A 15,824-nucleotide genomic window follows, 5' to 3' on the forward strand; every position below is an offset into this window, starting at 1 on the left:
TACGGTGTTCGGCGGGTGTACTACCCGTCCTTAGGTACAGCACTGACCGGCCGCCAGGACGGCGTGCGGGCGACGGGTTGGTCAGCGCGCAACTTCGGCGCCGTTGTGAATGACCCGTCGGGTCCGGTCCTGGAGTGACGTGCAGTCCAGCGAGGTCCCATCCAGCAGCACGAGATCGGCCCGCTTGCCGACTGCGATCTCGCCTCGATCGTCTCCGAGATCGAGCAACCGCGCCGCATCAATCGTTGCTGCACGCAACGCACCGGCGTCGCCCAGCCCCGCTGCCGCGAGATGCCTGAGTTCCCACAGCGCTTCCGCGTGTGGGCGAACCGGGTTGTCGGTTCCCATCGCAATCCGGACCCCGGCGTCGATCGCCAGCCGCATCGACTCCCGATGCGCCTCGGCCGCACCCTCTGGTGCGTGCTCGGGATCGGACTGAGTCACGGATAACGTCGGCACGTATGTGGTCCCCGCCGCAGCCATCGCCGCGACGGCCGCTTCGTCCAGGTAGGTCCCGTGCTCGATGCTCGCCGCACCGGCACGCGCGGCCAGCTCGACCGCTCGTGCTCCGTGCGCGTGCACCATCACCTTCCGGCCGCCGCGCCGCCCGGCTTCGTCCACCAGAGCGCTCATCTCATCGGCCGTCAGCTCGACGTCGTGCACGCCCTTGCCGATCGCCATCGAGCCGGTCGCGGTCACCTTGATCCAGTCCGCCCCGGCGCGGACCATCCGCCGTACGACGGCCCGTGCCCCGTCAGCCCCGTTGAAGATCGGATCCGGCAGCGAGGGATCATCGAAGAAGTCGACTGGTCCGGTCCGGGGCGCCCACAGGTCGCCGATGCCGCCTGTCGTACCCACCTGCCGCAGGCTGATCAGCAACTCGGGTCCGTCGATCCAGCCCTTCTCGACGGCCATCCGCACGCCCGCGTCCGCACCCCACGCGTCCCGCACGGTCGTCACACCCAACTGCAGCAGCGTCCGCAGCACCGGCACAGCGGACAACGGCCGCACCGACCGTGGCAAACCGAACGGGTCGAGCCGCGTCTGTGAAATACAGACATGCGTGTGACAGTCGATGAACCCCGGGACGATCAGCCCGCCGTCACAGTCGATTGCCTCGTCGCCATCCAGCCCGATCCCAACGTCGACAATCCGATCGTCGACAAGCACCACGTCCGCGGTACGCACCTGGCCCGATGCAACGTCGAGAACCGAACCGGAACGAAGCAACAGCCGAGTCATCCCCGCATCTTCGCAACCAACAGGACCAGGCCGGCACCGGCGTCAGTTCGACGGCACGCCCGTGGCGCGACGGACGAATGCGTCGAAGGTGCGGTCGGGGAGAACACCGCGGAGGAAGATCATCGGCTTGGCTCCGTACCCGACGGCGTACCGGGTTCTTGGATTGCGGGCGGTGACGGCTTTGGTGACTGTGCGGCCGATCAGTTCGGGCGGCGAGGAGCGCCGCTGTGTGGAGTCTGCGGCGAGGGAGTCGGCGACGGCGTTGCCTTGCGGTGCGTAAGCGCTCTCCGAGGAGACGGCGCGGACTTTGTCGGCGGCGATGCCGGCCCACTCGCTTCTGATGCCGCCGGGCTCGATGACGATGACGTCGATGCCGAAGGGTCTCACTTCGAGGCGCAGGCAGTCGCTGATGGCTTCGAGGGCGAACTTGGTGGCGTGGTACCAGGCGCCGAGCGGGGTGTGGATCTTGCCACCCATGGACGTGATGTTGACGATCCTCCCAGCGCGACGGGCACGCATGTGCGGCAGGACGAGCTGGGTCAGCCGCGCGGCTCCGAAGACGTTCACCTCGAACTGGTAGCGGGCCTCGTCCATCGGTACGTCCTCGAGGGCGCCGTACGAGCCGTAGCCGGCATTGTTGACCAGGACGTCGATGCGGCCGGCCTCGGCAATGATCTTGGCGACACCTTCCTGCATCGAGGCGTCGTCGGTGACGTCCATGCGGATCGGGCGGATTCCGGCATCGGCGAGGTGCGCCATCCGCTCGACGCGGCGGGCCGCGCCGTACACGGTGTAGCCGGCGTTGGCGAGCTTGAGCGCGGTGGCTTCCCCGATGCCCGACGAGGCGCCGGTGACGAGGGCGACCTTCATCGAGAGGTTGTGGCTCATGGTATGAGTCCTTCTTCCAGTGAGGTTGATGTGGTGGTGACTCCCTCAACGCTAGGAACCGGACAGCGCAGCGCCACTAGCAGAAGACGCCGTTCGGCTCGCGATTCACGCCAAGATCTGCGCGGCGGGATCTGCAAGCCGGATGGCGCCCGATGCATGTCCTTCGAACGGCCTCGGTGGCTAGGCTCGATCCATGGCCGGCGAACGCTTCGACCTCGAACCGAGCATCAGGGCATTGCTGCGCGATCTGGGCATCTCCACGGCGAGGGTCCTTCGCCGTGCTGCGCTGCCGGCAGATCTGTTCACCCGGCGGCCCATCGAGTTGGCGGTTCCGGAGTACTACCGGTTCTGGGACGCGCTGGACGCCGAAGGCCGCGCCGCCAGCCCTGACCGGGACCTTGCGGTCACCATTGGCAACGCGATCTCGGCCGAACTCTTCTCACCGCCGATCTTCGCCGCGTTCTGCAGCCCTGACCTCAGTACGGCCGCACAACGACTGGCCGCATACAAACCCCTTATCGGCCCGGTCCGACTCGACATCGACACAGCCGACGATCTGACGATCACCTACGAGTGGCCTACCGGCCAGGCGCCGCCGGCGCTGCTGGCCACCACGGAGCTGGTCTTCTGGGTCGCGCTCGCCCGCATCGCCACCCGCGAGCACATCGGCCCTGCCCGCGTCGCGATGCCCAGCCTGCCCGCGAATCGCATCCCGCTCGAGAACTACCTGGGCAGCCGGGTCCGCAAAGGCACCGGCGACCCGGTCACCTTCACCGCGGCCGATGCCGCTCGCCCCTTCCTGACCCAGAACGACCAGATGTGGCGCGTATTCGCCCCCGGCCTTCGCCGACGGCTCACCGACCTCCAGGCCTCAGCCACCGTCGCCGAACGTGTACACGCCGCCCTCGTCGAAACCCTTCCCGCAGGCGATCCTTCGATCACCGCAGTCACCAACCAACTCGCCACCAGCGCCAGGACCCTGCAGCGCCAGCTCAGTCAGGAAGGCACCTCTTACCAGGCGATCCTCGCCAGCACCCGCGAGAACCTGGCCCGGCATTACCTTGCCAGCGGCAACCTGCGGACCTCGGAGATCGCCTTCCTCCTCGGCTACAACGACACCAACTCGTTCTACCGGGCCTTCAAATCCTGGACCGGAACAACCCCAGACGCGATCCGGGCAACCACAGCCTGAGCGTCCAGCCACCCGCGCAGCTGACCCTGTCGTCCCGTGATGCCGTTGTCAGGTGAGGAGGCGGAGGGCTGCAAGCGCGTAGGTACGGGCTGCAGTGACGAGCTCCGCGACGGGCACGGACTCGTCGGCGCGGTGGGCCTGGGTGGTGACGGAGCCGGGACCGAGGACGACGACGGGTACGCCGAGGTCGCGGGCGATGTAGCCACCGTCGCACGCCGCAGTCCAGCCGGCGAGTGGCATCGGCCGGCCGCCGCCGTCGAGGCGCGCGGCTTCGGTGGCGCGGACCAGGTCGGCGTCCGCGGCGGTCTCGAAAGCGGGCATTTCCATCGGCATCGCGAGCTCGACAGTGAGGCCGCGGTCTTCCAGGTGCAGAGCGGCTACGCGACGGCCGAGGTCGGCGAGGACTTCGGCGGGGGACTCGCCAGGGAGGAGGCGGCGGTCGGCGACGACCACGCATTCGGCGGGGACGATCGAGCCGCCGGTGCCGCCGTTGATCTGGCCGACGCTCCACGTCGCGGGGCCGAGCAGCGGGTGCGGGGCGGTGGCGAGTTCGGCGTGCAGGCGTTCGATCTCGGCGACGACGCCCGCCGCGCCGTAGATCGCGTTGGCGCCGCCATCCGGGTTGCCGGCATGCGAGGCGCGCCCGTGCACGGACACCTGAAGATAGGAGTCGCCCCGGGCGGCGATGATTGTCTGCAAATCAGTCGGTTCTGCAGTGATGCATCCGACGTACTGTCGTTGCGGCTCAGCTATGTATGCGCGGATACCCTTGCCGGTTTCTTCTTCGTCTACTACTGCGGCCAGTTCGACCGGGCCGGACAGGGGAGTGCCGCGGAGGGCGGCGAGGGCGATCAGGGCTGCGGCGAGGCCGCCCTTCATGTCGGAGGCGCCGCGGCCGTAGATGCGGCCGTCGCGGAGGAGGCCGCCGTACGGGTCGACCGTCCAGCCGTCGCCGACCGGTACGACGTCGGTGTGGCCGAGCAGCAACAGTCCGGGATTGTTGCCTCCGGCAAGCGTGATCGTGACGTTGTCGCGGCCGGGTTCGACCGGTGACAGTTGTACGTCGAGCCCGAGCTCGCGGGCCGCCGCGGCGAGGACGACCGCGGTGGCGGCCTCCTCGCCGGGCGGATTCTGCCCGTGGGCGCGAACCAGGTCCTGCGTAACCCGGACCAGCAGGTCCTCGTCGATCCGGTCCAGCACCTTCTGTTCGGCGGGTGTCAGGCTCATGCCCACCAACCTTAGGCTCAGCGACCGGCCAGGTACGTGCGCCAGCCTCCCGCCGAGGTGATGTCGCGGGCCGGGTCCGCAGCGTCCGCGGTGCACACGAAGCCGAGGACCTGCTGTCCGTCCGACAGCTCCAGCGGCCCGATCGCGAGCGGCGGATCGATGGTCGCGGCGAATCCGCCCAGCTCAGCCGCCGGCAGCCGCCACACCTCAACCTCGATCCCGGGACCGTCAGCACCCGTCACCGTCCGGGTCAGCCCGGGCCGAGGCCCGTCGACCAGATACATCCGGTACGACGACGCGGTGCGCGCATCGAACGCGAGCCGCGCACCACGCCGTACCAGCTGGTCATTGAGAGGCTGCCCGGACAGATGCGCACCCGCTACTGCCAGCAGGACATCAGTCTCCACAGGCGCCGTCGACACCGGTTCGCCGCACCACAGCGCGGCCAGATCGATCAGCGCATGGTCATGACCCGCCGGCGCCAGCAGCTGTACGCCGAACGGCAGGCCGTCGGCACGATCTGGTCCCGGGAACGCGACCGCGCACAGGTCCAGCAGATTGACCATGTTCGTGAATCGACCGAGCCGACTGTTCACACCGATCGGATCCGCGGCGACCTCAGCCAGCGTGGGATGTCCGGGCGTGACGGGCAGCAGCAGCGCGTCGAGCTGGCTCCACAGATGCTCACTCGCCCGAGCAAGCGTGGCGAGCCGGTCGAACCCTGCGAACGCTGCGGACGCTGTCAAGGCCGCACCGCCGCGCACGATCGTCCGCACGGTGGGGTCGATTGCTGGATTGTCGACAAGCTTGTCACCGAAGGCGAGCCACCGCTCGGCCAGCCACGGCCCCGAGTACAGCAGATCAGCCGCCTCGAGCAGCGGCCGCACATCCACCTTCACGACCTCGCCGAGCCGATGAGCCTCCGACAGCATCTCCTGCCAGGCGGCCTCATGCAGCGGATCCAGATCCAGCCCGATATCCGGTACGCCGATCACACGCCCACCGCGAGCGCGCGGTAGATCCTCGGCACGCCGCGACCACGGATCATCGGGGTCATAGGCAACCATCACCTCGTACGCCGCTCGCGCAGTCGCAACGTTCCGGGCCATCACCGTCACGCAGTCGAGCGAGCGGCAGGCTGGTACGACGCCGCGCGCCGACACGAGCCCGCGACTCGGCTTGATGCCGATCAGCCGGTTGAACGCGGCAGGCACCCGCCCGCTGCCGGCCGTGTCCGTCCCGAGCGCGAAATCGACCTGCCCACTCGCGACGGCGACTGCGCTGCCGGAGCTGGATCCGCCCGACACGTGCTGCTCGGAGAAGACGGAGTGACAAGCGCCGTACGGCGATCGGGTGCCGACCAGACCGGTTGCGTACTGATCGAGATTCGTCTTCCCGAGCGGTACGGCGCCGGCCGCGATCAGCTGATTGACGACAAACGCATTGTCTACAACAGGCTGTGAGTTGCGCGGGTCGCCGGCCGTCGTTGGCACCCCGGCGAGATCGATGTTGTCCTTGAGCGCCATCCTCAGCCCGCGCAGCGGCCCGTCGGCGGGCTCGACCGGGTCGACCCTGGTGATCCACTCGTTGTTCATGCGCCCCACCGGGCCCGCTCAGCCTCGAACGCGGCGCGGCGTCTGGCCCGCACGGTCGCTATGTCCACAGGTGCCTCCTGCTCGATCCGGCGTACATCGGAGATCGAGAACGTCGCCGGGGTGGTCTTCAGGTCTGCCCGGCCGGCGGCGATCTCGGCCCGCTCGTGGGCGAGCTGCTCCGCGCTGACCGGTGTGAATCTGATCAGATCGAACTGCCTCAGCAACCAAGGCTGCTCGTCGGCGGGGGAGAGCCGCCAGACCGGGACGGTGCGTCCGACCAACTGGTACCCGCCGGGACCCTCCATCCCGTACACGCACAGGTAGATCCCGCCGATCCCGACCGCATTCTGCGGCGTCCAGGTCCGGGCCGGGTTGTACTTCGTGGTGACGAGCCGGTGCCGCGGGTCGACCGGCACCGCGACCGGCGCGCCGAGATAGACGTCGCCGAGACCGACCACCAGGTACGTCGCGGCCTGCACGATCTCGAAGACCTCGTCCCGCGTGTCCAGATCGTTGACCCGCCGGATGAACTCGACGTTGTCCGGGCACCACGGCGCATCCGGCCGGACCGAGGTCGCGTATCTGCGCATCGCCTCGTGCGCCTCCGGGTGGTCGAACGCGATCGGCAGCACCACCTCGCGAGCCGGCAGCACCACAGTCTCGGGATCGTCCAGGCCGGCTGCGAGGAACGCGAGCCGCTCCGCGAGCGTGGCCAGTGACAGCCGGGACGAATCCACGGCGACGAGCACGGACCGGACGCCTTCGACGATCTCCGCCACACCCGCCGGCTGGTCTTCCCGCAGGGCCTGCGCCAGCAGGTGGATCCAGACGCGGACGGTGAGGTCGAGCTCGGCCGGTCCGGCCTCGACGAGCAGATGTCGTTCGCCGGCGCATCTGATCGTGTACGACGGCGCCGTGGCGGACCGCTCGCCGTCGTACAGGATCTCCGGACGGCTCGGCGTACCGGTGGAGACCGCGAGGGAGGTCGGCTCCTGGCGCAGATCCCTGAGCCAGCGACGGCGGTGCTCGATCGCTTCGGTCGCTGCAACTAGTGTCACCGGGACTAGTTGCACTGAGTCGCCGGCGCGCAGTTGGCCGAGCATCCAGCGGTCGGCCTCGATCACGACGGCGGGTACGACGAATCCGCCGAGCGACGGGCCGTCCTTGCCGACGATGACCGGGGTGTCGCCGGACAGCATGATGCCGCCGACCGGGTACGCCGAGTCGTGCACGTTGGACGGATGCAGACCGGCCTCGCCGCCGTCGGTTCGCGCCCATCCGGGAGTCGGCCCGATCAGCCGGACGCCGGTGCGATCGGACCGATGGTCGACAATCCAACTGTTGGCAAAGAACGCATCGACACCTTCGGTGGTCAGATGCTCCGGCGCTCCGTGCGGTCCGGGAATCACGCGTAACTGCCAAGAATCCGACATCGCCGGCAGTTCTACCGACAACGGAGACAACAGGTTCTCCTGCCGACCGAGCGGAATCTGGTCGCCGGCCTCGAGCGGCCTGCCGCCCTGACCGCCGAAACCGCCGAGGATGAACGTCGACCGACTGCCGAGCACCCGCGGTACGTCGAGGCCGCCCTGGATCGCCACGTATCCGCGCACCCCGGGACCGTCGAGCGGGCCGATGTCCAGCACCGAGCCGGCCGGCCAGCGGATGACCATGCCTGGCCTGATCCGCAGATTGTCGACAGTCGCATTGCGGACAGCGCCGCCGACACAGACCAGTCGATCCTCGTCGCAGGTGAGCACCGGGCCGGTGAGCACACACTCGAGTCCGGCCGCGGTGTCCGGATTGCCGACCGCGGCGTTGAGCAGGGCGAAGGTCAGTTCGTCGGCGGCTCCGGACGGCGGTACGCCGACATCCCACAGGCCGGGCCGGCCGGCGAGATCCTGCACCGTGGTCTGGGTGCCTGGGGCAACAACTGTGACGATGGCCAACGTCACCACCAGCCCAGCAGCTGGATCGGCGTCGGATCCCAGCCGTTACACGGATTGTTGACCTGCGGACAATTGCTGATCAGTACGAACAGGTCGCGGCTCGCGGTCACCTCGACGTACTTGCCCGGCGCCGACAGCCCGTCCTCGAACGTCAGGCCGCCGGTCGACGTCACCGGTACGTTCATGAAGAAGTTGATGTTGTGGGTGAGCTGCCGCTGGCCGATGCCGGCCTCCGCGCCGTACCGCAGGAACGTCTGCCGGCACGCGTGCTGGTGGCGGGTGAACTCGCCGTACCGGATGACGTTGCTCTCCTGCGAGCATGCGCCGCCGACGGTGTCGTGCCGGCCGCAGGTGTCGTCGGTGATCACGGCGAGCTCGTCGAGCCTGGTCGAGATCAGACGCGATCCGGTGGTCAGGAACACGGCGCGCTGCTCGCGGATCGTGTCGAAGGCCGAGTACCGGTTGTCGATGTCGTGGGCGTCGTAGAAGAGCGTGTCGACAGCTTGGTTCCCGTGCAGGTCGACAATCCGCAGCCGCCCACCAGCCGGCACGCTGACGAGTGCGCCGTCACCGGCTTCGACCACGGAGTCGAGGGCGACGGTCGTCGCGGTGATGGTCATGCGATCAGCTCCCGGGTCAGGCGAAGCGCGCGGACCGCTTCCTCACGCAGCTCGGGATCGTCCACGTGTGCGGGCGATTCGAGCTGTACCGCAACGCTTGCTGCTGCGCCGTCGGACAGCGCGTGGGGTGCGGTTGAGACGAAGATCAGGAGGTCCTGGTCGGCGCGCAGGGTGACGCTGTCGCCTGCGTGGGCGTGGTCGGGGATGTAGGCGAGTGAGGCTCGCGGGTCGTCCGAGACGGCGACCTTGCTGAAGAAGTTGATGCAGCCGTGCAGGTCCGCCTCGCCGAAGCCGTGCTTGACGAGTTCGAGCAGGAGGAGGCGGTCGGGGAGGGCTCCGGTGAGGCAGTCGTGCCAGTCCAGAGTCGAGCCGATGACGGTTGCCAGGGCGAGACCGCGGTCCGACATCAGGACCATGCCGGGTTTGATGCGCGCAGACATCTGGGACTTCAGGGTGTCGGGGATGTTCAGCCGGTCGAGGCGATCGGCGCCAATGATCAGGACGGTCGCGTTCGCGCCGTCGGCCAGTGCCGTGAGCGTGATCGTGCGTCCCGCACGTACCTGCGCCGACCACGCGGCGCCACCCGGCAGCTCGTGCACGTGGGAGGGTGCGGGGCTCATGCGCTGGCGCCTTCCGTCTCGATTGCCGGCGCGGCGGTTCGGAGCGGTACGCCGATCGACGCGTAGTACGCCGTGCGCTGGGTCCGGTACGCGAGGAGCCCACCGGCAGCGACGACGGCGAGGGTGATCAGCGGAAGGTAGTGGAGGTACCAGCCGTCTCCGGCCGGGTCGTACACCTCGGCGCGCGGCCAGCCGAGGTTGATCGCCATCGCGAGTCCGTAGGCGACCGCGACAATGTTGACAATCAGACCAAACCGTCCGAGCGAGAACAGCGGCCGGCCGTTCTCGTCCACTCCGGCCGGCAGACCGCCGCCGGTCAGACGGCGTACCAGCAAAGGTGCGGTCACCATCAGATACGCGACGTACAGCAGCATGATGCAGACGCTCGCGAGACCGAGGAACAGGCCCGCGTTCCCCACGTTCACGACCAGACAGACAGCGGCCAGCACGCCGGGTACGACGGTTGCGGCGACCGGCGTGCCCGTCCGCTTGGACACCTTGCGCAGTTCACGCGATCCCGGCAGCACGTTGTCGCGTGCCATCGAGAAGATCATCCGGGCCGCAGCGGTCTGGATCGCGAGCGTGCACACGCAGACCGCGAGGGCGACATCGAGCAGCAGGAGCTTCCCGGGCGTCGTACCGAGCCTGCTCGTCAGCACGTAGGGGAGACCTTGGGTGGCCAGATCGCCGTCGGTCAACGAAGGCGCCGCCATCAGCGCCGCGATGATCAGGAACGCACCACCGATGCCGGAGGCAACGACCGCCCGGATGATCGTGCGCGGTGTCGTCGCCCGCGGCTTGTGTGTCTCCTCCGACAGCTCGCCCGCGCTGTCGAACCCGACCAGCACGTACGCCGCCATCAACGCCGAGATCAGCAGCGGTACGACGTACCCGGTCGAGCTGTCCAGGTTCGTCGTGTGCAGTACGACGGAGGGGCCGCGCTCGGCGCGCATTGTCAACAATACGATGATCAGAACGACGCCGATCAGCTCACAGGTCACGCCGACCGAGTTCACGATCGCGGTGATCCGCACGCTGGTCGCGTTCAGCACAGTGGTCGCGGCGAGCAAGATGCAGCCGAGGAGTACGGCGTTCGCGGCGCCGTCCTTCGACGCGAGGGCCGGATCGCTGCCGACCAGCTGGAACCCGGGCCAGACCGCGGGCAGGACGACCTGCAGGGCGATCGCCGCGGTGGCCAGCGTGATGATCTGCGCGATCACCATCGTCCAGCCCGCGAACCAGCCGACCACGGCGCCACCGAGACGGCGGGCCCACTGGTAGATCGCGCCCGACAAGGGGTACCGCGCGGCGAGTTCGGCGAAGCACAACGCCACCATCAGCTGACCGGCGAGGACCGCGGGCCACGTCCAGAAGAACGCCGTACCGCCGAAGCCGAAGCCGAGGCCGAAGAGCTGGAAGACAGTGGTGAGGATCGAGACGAACGAGAAGCCGGCCGCGAACGACGCGTAGCTGCCGACCCGGCGGGAGAGTTGCTGGGCGTAGCCGAAGTGGCCGAGGTCGCGCGCGCCGACTTGATCGGGTGTCAGGGTTTCGGGGGATGCAGTGCTGGATGCTGGCATTTCCGGCCTCCGCTGGGGATATGGCCCGGAATGCGCACAGCAACCCGGGGCCTTCAAGGCCTCCCGGGCTTTTGTCCCGCCGTGGAACGGTGCTCTGCTGCGAGCACCGCCTCCCCTCTCGGACCAGTCCTGCCGGTCGGCTCGACCAGCAGCGGAACCCTAGGGGCGCCCCGCCGTCCCGGCGGGTCCTTTCCAGTTCAGGGCCCGCCGGTTTCAGCAGTCGTCCTCGCTTGTAACGCCGAAGTAAAGAAAACCTCTCACTGTTTCCGGCTCATAGCCCTTGCCGGAAACCTTCACGCCAGGATGCGTACCCGGGCTGCCACCCGAGCGTCTGCTTCGCCAGCGTGTTGTCGGCCCCGCGGATCTCGGTGAACGCCGCCACCCCGACATCGCCGACAGCGAGCCGTCCGACCCAGGCCGGCACGTGCCGCGGCGGCTTCGCCCCGAGGATGCGAGCGAACTCCGGCAGCCACACCGCCGCCTGCGCCGGGTCGTCGTCCGCGATCTGGAACACCCCGGTCACGTCGCTCCCGACCGCCTTCACGGTTGCCGAGGCCGCGTCGTCGTAGTGGATGAACGACCACACCCCGGTGCCGTCGCCGATCAGCGGCAGACGGCGCTTCTGGATCAGCTCCACCATCGAGCCGCCCTTGCCGATATCGCCGGTCGGGCCGTAGAAGCTGCCGTACCGGAGCGCGACGCCCTCGATCCCGTCGGCGTTCAGGACCGCCGACTCGAGGTGCTTGATCCCGGCCATCGTCTGCTGCTGCGCGGGCACAGGGTTCGGGTCGAGCGGGTCCGCCTCGGTCTTGGTAGCGGACCCGCCGTGCTGCAAGTTCCAGCCGGCGTACGACTGGACGACGAACCGTCGTACGCCGGCAGCCTGGGAAGCGGCGAGCAGGTTGTCGGTGCCCTCGGTCCGCAGCCGGTTCGTCATCGCGAAGCTGTCGTCGAAGTGCTTGAAGTCGATCCCGCCCTTGAGCGCCGTCATCTGATGTACGACGACCTCCGGGCGAACCTTCTCCACGGCCGCTCGGACAGCGGCGGCGTCGAGCCCGTCCGCGAGTACGACGTCCGCCCCGAACGACCGCACGCTGCTCGCGCCGGACTCGGACCGGGTCATCCCGGTCACTTCGTGCCCGGCCGCGATCAGCTGCGGTACCAGCGACCGGCCCAATCCACCGGTCGCACCTGCTACCAAGACCTTCATCTCATCCTCCGTCGTCTGTTGTTACGACCCGGAGGACACGTGGCGGCCTCAGCTTTGTGACATGACCCCGATCACACCTCCGAGGTCAGCGTGAACTCGGTCGGCCCGAACGACACGTTGAGCTCGCCGTCGACGGTCATGGCGTCACCGGCGACCCGGCAGGTGAACTTCGCAACGAACGGCGTCTCGACCCAACGGAGTGTGGCGACGAACGCATCACCGTCCCCGTACGCGCTGGACAAGATGCGGTTGCGCGCCTCGAGGCTCGCGTCGTACAGACTGCCCAGCGTCGACTGTTCCTGCCAGTCGCCGGGCGCGCAGACGATGTCATGCGACCCGCCTCCGCCGAACTCCTCGAAGGTGAAGACCCCGGTGCCGTCCGGGTCGAGCCGTACGGCGGTCAGCCCGGCGTCGTTGCGCTCGGTGAACCGGTACGTCCGCCCGTCCCCCGCCGCCGGTGCCGCACCGGTCGGCGGCAGCAGCTCCAGCTTCGACGGACGCGCGACCGACGGGACGTCCTTGCCCTCGAGCGCCGGGAGCAGATACTCCCAGACCGTGTTCAGGATCGCCTGCATGTTGGTCGTCGCGCTGGTGATGATCAGGGCAGCGTCGTACTCCGGGAAGACCAGGCAGTACTGTCCGAAGGCGCCGTCGCCGCGGAACGTGTTGTGTCGCCCGCGCCAGAACTGGAAGCCGTAGCCCTGCTTCCAGTCCGGGTTCTCCTCGCTGTCGTTGGGCACCTGCTTCGACGTGGCCGCCTCGAACCACTCCGCCGGGACGAGCTGCTTGCCCTGCCACTCGCCGTGCTGCAGCAGGAGCTGCCCGAAGGACGCCAGCGACTCGGTGTTGATGCTGAGACCCCAGCCGCCGGTGGTGATGCCTTCCCTCGACACCTGCCAGGTCGCCTCGGTCGCGCCGAGCGGCTCGAACAGGCGGGGCCGCAAGTAGTCGAGCAGCCGCTCGCCGGTCAGCCGCTGCACGATCGCGGACAGCATGTACGTCGCGCCGCTGTTGTAGACGAACACCGTGCCGGGCTCGTGCGCCACCTCGAGGCCGAGGAAGATCTTCACCATCCGGCGGTCGCGGCTGAGCGCCTCGACCGTGTCCTGCGAGTGCCCGGTCGTCATCGTCAGCAGGTGCCGGATCTTCATCGCGGCCAGGTTGTCGCTGACCGTTTCCGGCAGCTCGTCGGCCTCGAAGAACGAGATCACCTGGTCGTCCAGCGACAGCAGCCCGGCGTCGATCGCCAGCCCGACACCCGTCGACGTGAAGCTCTTCGACACCGAGAACAGCAGGTGCGGATCCTCCAGCCGGTACGGCGTCCAGGCCTCCTCGAGCACGACCTGCCCGTGCCGCAGCAGCATGATGGTCTGGATCTCCGGCTCGCCGGCGTCGAGCGCCCCGACAAAACTGTCGAGCGCCGCGGCGGACAACCCCTGGGCTTCTGGCGTACTCCGTGGAAGTCTGCTCACCCCGAGCACGCTATCTCTCCGAACGGACAAAAATAAGTGAGTCCTGCCAGGCGGGCAGCCGTCATCCTGAATCCCGTCAAGGTCGACGACGACACGTTCCGTCGTACCGTCGAATCCGCCCTGGCCGAGCGGGGGTACGCCGACCCCCTCTGGCTGGAGACGACCGAGGACGACCCCGGGGTCGGGATGGCCCGGCAGGCCCTCGACGAGCGGGTCGATCTGGTGCTGGTCGCGGGTGGTGACGGCACCGTCCGGGTGGTGTGTGCCGAGCTGGCCGGGACCGATGTCCCGGCGGCCGTACTGCCGGGCGGGACCGGGAACCTGCTGGCCCGCAACCTCGGCATCTCGCTCGAGCTCGACGTCGCGCTGCACGAGCTGCTCGACGGCTCGGAGAAGCGGATCGACAGCGTGCGGATCGAGGGTGATCAGCTGCCCGGCGATCGGTTCGTGGTGATGGCCGGGCTCGGTCTGGACGCCGCGATCATCGAGGACGCGCCCGACGACCTGAAGAAGCGGGTCGGCTGGGCGGCGTACGTCGTGTCGACGCTGAAGAACCTGAACCACCCGTTCGTCCACGTCGAGATCGTCGTCGACGACCAGCCGCCGGTACGCCGTCGCGCACGGACCGTGGTGATCGGCAACGTCGGGACGCTCCAGGCGAACATCCCGCTGTTCCCGGACGCGGCGCCCGACGACGGGCAGATCGATGTGGTCGTGCTCGCGCCGCGGCGGATCAGCCACTGGCCGCGGCTGGCGCTCGGGCTGGTGATCAAGTCGTGGCGCGAGCGGCACGTCGAGCGCTTCATCGGCAAGCGGATCCAGGTGCGCGCCGACCGGGCGGTACGGCGGCAGCTCGACGGCGACGCGATCGCCGAAGGTACGTCGCTGGTCGCGGAGGTGGACCCGTCAGCGCTCGTCGTCCGCGTGCCCTGACGGCTGGGCGCGGGTGAGTTTGTCGGGGTTGACGATGCCGTGGATCGCGTTGATCCGGGCCTCGACGACCGTGAACGACCAGATCGCGACCGTACGGTCGTTGCGGTCGTGGATCCGCAGCGCGGGTTGACCGCCGACGTGTACCGGCTCGGTGGTCAGCTCGCGGAACTTGCCGAACGCGCCGATGAGCAGCCGGGCGACATTGCCGGCGCCGTGCACCGGCCGGGGGAAGCCGCCCTTCCCACCGCCGTCGCCGGTGAACGTGACGTCCGGGGCGAGTAGCTCGACCAGGCTGTCGAGCTCGCCTTCCTGGGCGGCCGCGGTGAAGCGGCGGACCAGCTCGTCGCGTTCGTGCGGTGAGGCGTCGAAGCGCGGTCGATTGTCGGCAATCCGACGACGCGCGCGGACGGCGAGCTGGCGGCAGTTGGCCGGCGTCTTGCCGAGGATGTCCGCGAGATCGTCGTACGAGTAGCCGAAGACGTCGCCGAGCAGGAAGACCGCGCGCTGGTCGGGGGAGAGGCGCTCGAGGACGACGAGGAACGCGGTGGACAGCGAGTCCGCGAGCGCGGCGCGGTCGGCGAGGTCGACGTACTCGTCGACGGCGGGTTCGGGCAGCCACGGGCCGAAGTACTGCTCGCGCTGCCGCCGGGCCGAGCGCAGCTGGTCGATCGCGAGCCGGGTCGTCACGGTGGTCAGGAACGCCTTGGGCGACGTGACCTCGGGCTCGCGGTGCAGGCGCAGGTACGCCTCCTGGACGACGTCCTCGGCATCGCCGAACGTGCCCAGCATCCGGTACGCGATCGACAGCAGCAGCGGTCTGAGTTCCTCCATCACACCTTCACAGACGATCGGCCACGCTTCCCCGTGACACTTTGTCGATTGTCACAGGAGCGGATTGTCGATCGTCTGCAATCGACATGAACACCATCACCTGGATCTTCTCGGGCGCGCTGGCCGTCGTCTTCACGATCTCCGGCCTCCTGAAGGCCACCATGCCCCGCGCCCGCCTGATCGCCAGCGGTCAGACCGGCATCGCCCCGTTCCCGATGCCGCTGGTCCGCTTCGTCGCCGTCTGCGAACTCCTGGCGGTGGCCGGCCTCATCGCCCCATGGCTCACCGACAACGCCCGCGTCCTCACACCGCTCGCCGCCGTCGGGCTGGTGATCGTGATGATCGGCGCCGCCACCTCACACTCGTCGCTCCGCGAACCCCGCCCGACGGCCGCCAACACCATCCTCCTGGCACTGGCGGCCTTCGTAGCTGCAGCCCGGTTCGCCTCCCTGACCTGACACAGTG

14 protein-coding genes and 1 riboswitch are annotated in these 15,824 nt (G+C 68.7%); of the genes, 3 read left to right on the forward strand and 11 right to left on the reverse strand.

The features are described from left to right. Positions 1–81: 81 nt before the first annotated feature. Positions 82–1,242 (reverse strand): amidohydrolase family protein, encoded by a 1,161-nt coding sequence (locus tag ABT313_RS12035; RefSeq protein WP_350851404.1) that lies wholly within the window; start codon positions 1,240–1,242, stop codon positions 82–84. A gap of 42 nt (positions 1,243–1,284) precedes the next feature. After that, complete coding sequence (locus ABT313_RS12040) at positions 1,285–2,130, reverse strand: oxidoreductase (protein WP_350851406.1); 846 nt, start codon at positions 2,128–2,130, stop codon at positions 1,285–1,287. Between the two features lie 193 nt (positions 2,131–2,323). On the opposite strand from ABT313_RS12040, the gene ABT313_RS12045 reads away from it, so the two are divergent. Then, positions 2,324–3,322 carry an AraC family transcriptional regulator gene (locus tag ABT313_RS12045; protein ID WP_350851408.1) on the forward strand — a complete coding sequence of 333 codons (999 nt, stop codon included), beginning with the start codon at positions 2,324–2,326 and terminating at the stop codon, positions 3,320–3,322. 48 nt (positions 3,323–3,370) lie between these two features. Here the strand turns inward: ABT313_RS12045 and ABT313_RS12050 are convergent, their stop codons facing one another. The 8 genes from ABT313_RS12050 to ABT313_RS12085 all read right to left on the reverse strand — a co-directional run bounded on the left by ABT313_RS12050 (position 3,371) and on the right by ABT313_RS12085 (position 13,595). Then, the gene (locus tag ABT313_RS12050) at positions 3,371–4,549 is read right to left on the reverse strand and encodes a M20 family metallopeptidase (RefSeq protein WP_350851410.1); all 1,179 of its coding nucleotides are present in this window, start codon (positions 4,547–4,549) and stop codon (positions 3,371–3,373) included. A gap of 17 nt (positions 4,550–4,566) precedes the next feature. Further along, a complete protein-coding gene (atzF, locus tag ABT313_RS12055) occupies positions 4,567–6,144 on the reverse strand; it encodes an allophanate hydrolase (protein ID WP_350851412.1) in 1,578 nt (525 codons plus the stop codon). Continuing rightward, on the reverse strand, positions 6,141–8,093 hold the full coding sequence (locus ABT313_RS12060) for a 5-oxoprolinase/urea amidolyase family protein (protein ID WP_350851414.1): 1,953 nt from the start codon (positions 8,091–8,093) through the stop codon (positions 6,141–6,143). Before ABT313_RS12060 ends, atzF begins: the two co-directional genes overlap by 4 nt. 2 nt (positions 8,094–8,095) lie before the next feature. Then, positions 8,096–8,713, reverse strand: coding sequence for an urea amidolyase associated protein UAAP2 (locus tag ABT313_RS12065; protein ID WP_350851416.1), 618 nt, complete (start codon positions 8,711–8,713; stop codon positions 8,096–8,098). Beyond that, entirely contained in the window at positions 8,710–9,333 is a 624-nt protein-coding gene (locus tag ABT313_RS12070) for a DUF1989 domain-containing protein (protein WP_350851417.1), read from the reverse strand. Before ABT313_RS12070 ends, ABT313_RS12065 begins: the two co-directional genes overlap by 4 nt. After that, positions 9,330–10,913, reverse strand: a complete 1,584-nt coding sequence (locus ABT313_RS12075) for an amino acid permease (RefSeq protein WP_350851419.1) — start codon at positions 10,911–10,913, stop codon at positions 9,330–9,332. The genes ABT313_RS12070 and ABT313_RS12075 overlap by 4 nt, the downstream gene beginning before the upstream one ends. 58 nt (positions 10,914–10,971) lie before the next feature. Next, positions 10,972–11,087, reverse strand: a riboswitch (guanidine-I (ykkC/yxkD leader). Between the two features lie 97 nt (positions 11,088–11,184). After that, on the reverse strand, positions 11,185–12,123 hold the full coding sequence (locus tag ABT313_RS12080; protein ID WP_350851420.1) for an NAD-dependent epimerase/dehydratase family protein: 939 nt from the start codon (positions 12,121–12,123) through the stop codon (positions 11,185–11,187). 71 nt (positions 12,124–12,194) lie between these two features. Continuing rightward, complete coding sequence (locus ABT313_RS12085) at positions 12,195–13,595, reverse strand: serine hydrolase domain-containing protein (RefSeq protein ID WP_350851422.1); 1,401 nt, start codon at positions 13,593–13,595, stop codon at positions 12,195–12,197. A gap of 36 nt (positions 13,596–13,631) precedes the next feature. Here ABT313_RS12085 and ABT313_RS12090 point away from each other — a divergent pair, with 36 nt between their 5' ends. Further along, positions 13,632–14,528 carry a diacylglycerol/lipid kinase family protein gene (locus tag ABT313_RS12090; protein ID WP_350851424.1) on the forward strand — a complete coding sequence of 299 codons (897 nt, stop codon included), beginning with the start codon at positions 13,632–13,634 and terminating at the stop codon, positions 14,526–14,528. On the opposite strand, the gene sigJ is transcribed toward ABT313_RS12090, so the two are convergent. Then, on the reverse strand, positions 14,502–15,359 hold the full coding sequence (sigJ, locus tag ABT313_RS12095) for an RNA polymerase sigma factor SigJ (protein ID WP_350851426.1): 858 nt from the start codon (positions 15,357–15,359) through the stop codon (positions 14,502–14,504). The genes ABT313_RS12090 and sigJ overlap by 27 nt on opposite strands. 86 nt (positions 15,360–15,445) lie before the next feature. Between sigJ and ABT313_RS12100 the strand changes: the two genes are divergently transcribed. Next, the gene (locus ABT313_RS12100; protein WP_350851428.1) at positions 15,446–15,817 is read left to right on the forward strand and encodes a DoxX family protein; all 372 of its coding nucleotides are present in this window, start codon (positions 15,446–15,448) and stop codon (positions 15,815–15,817) included. Positions 15,818–15,824 lie beyond the last annotated feature (7 nt).

This window comes from Kribbella sp. NPDC000426 (assembly GCF_040300265.1).
Classification (GTDB): Bacteria; Actinomycetota; Actinomycetes; order Propionibacteriales; family Kribbellaceae; genus Kribbella.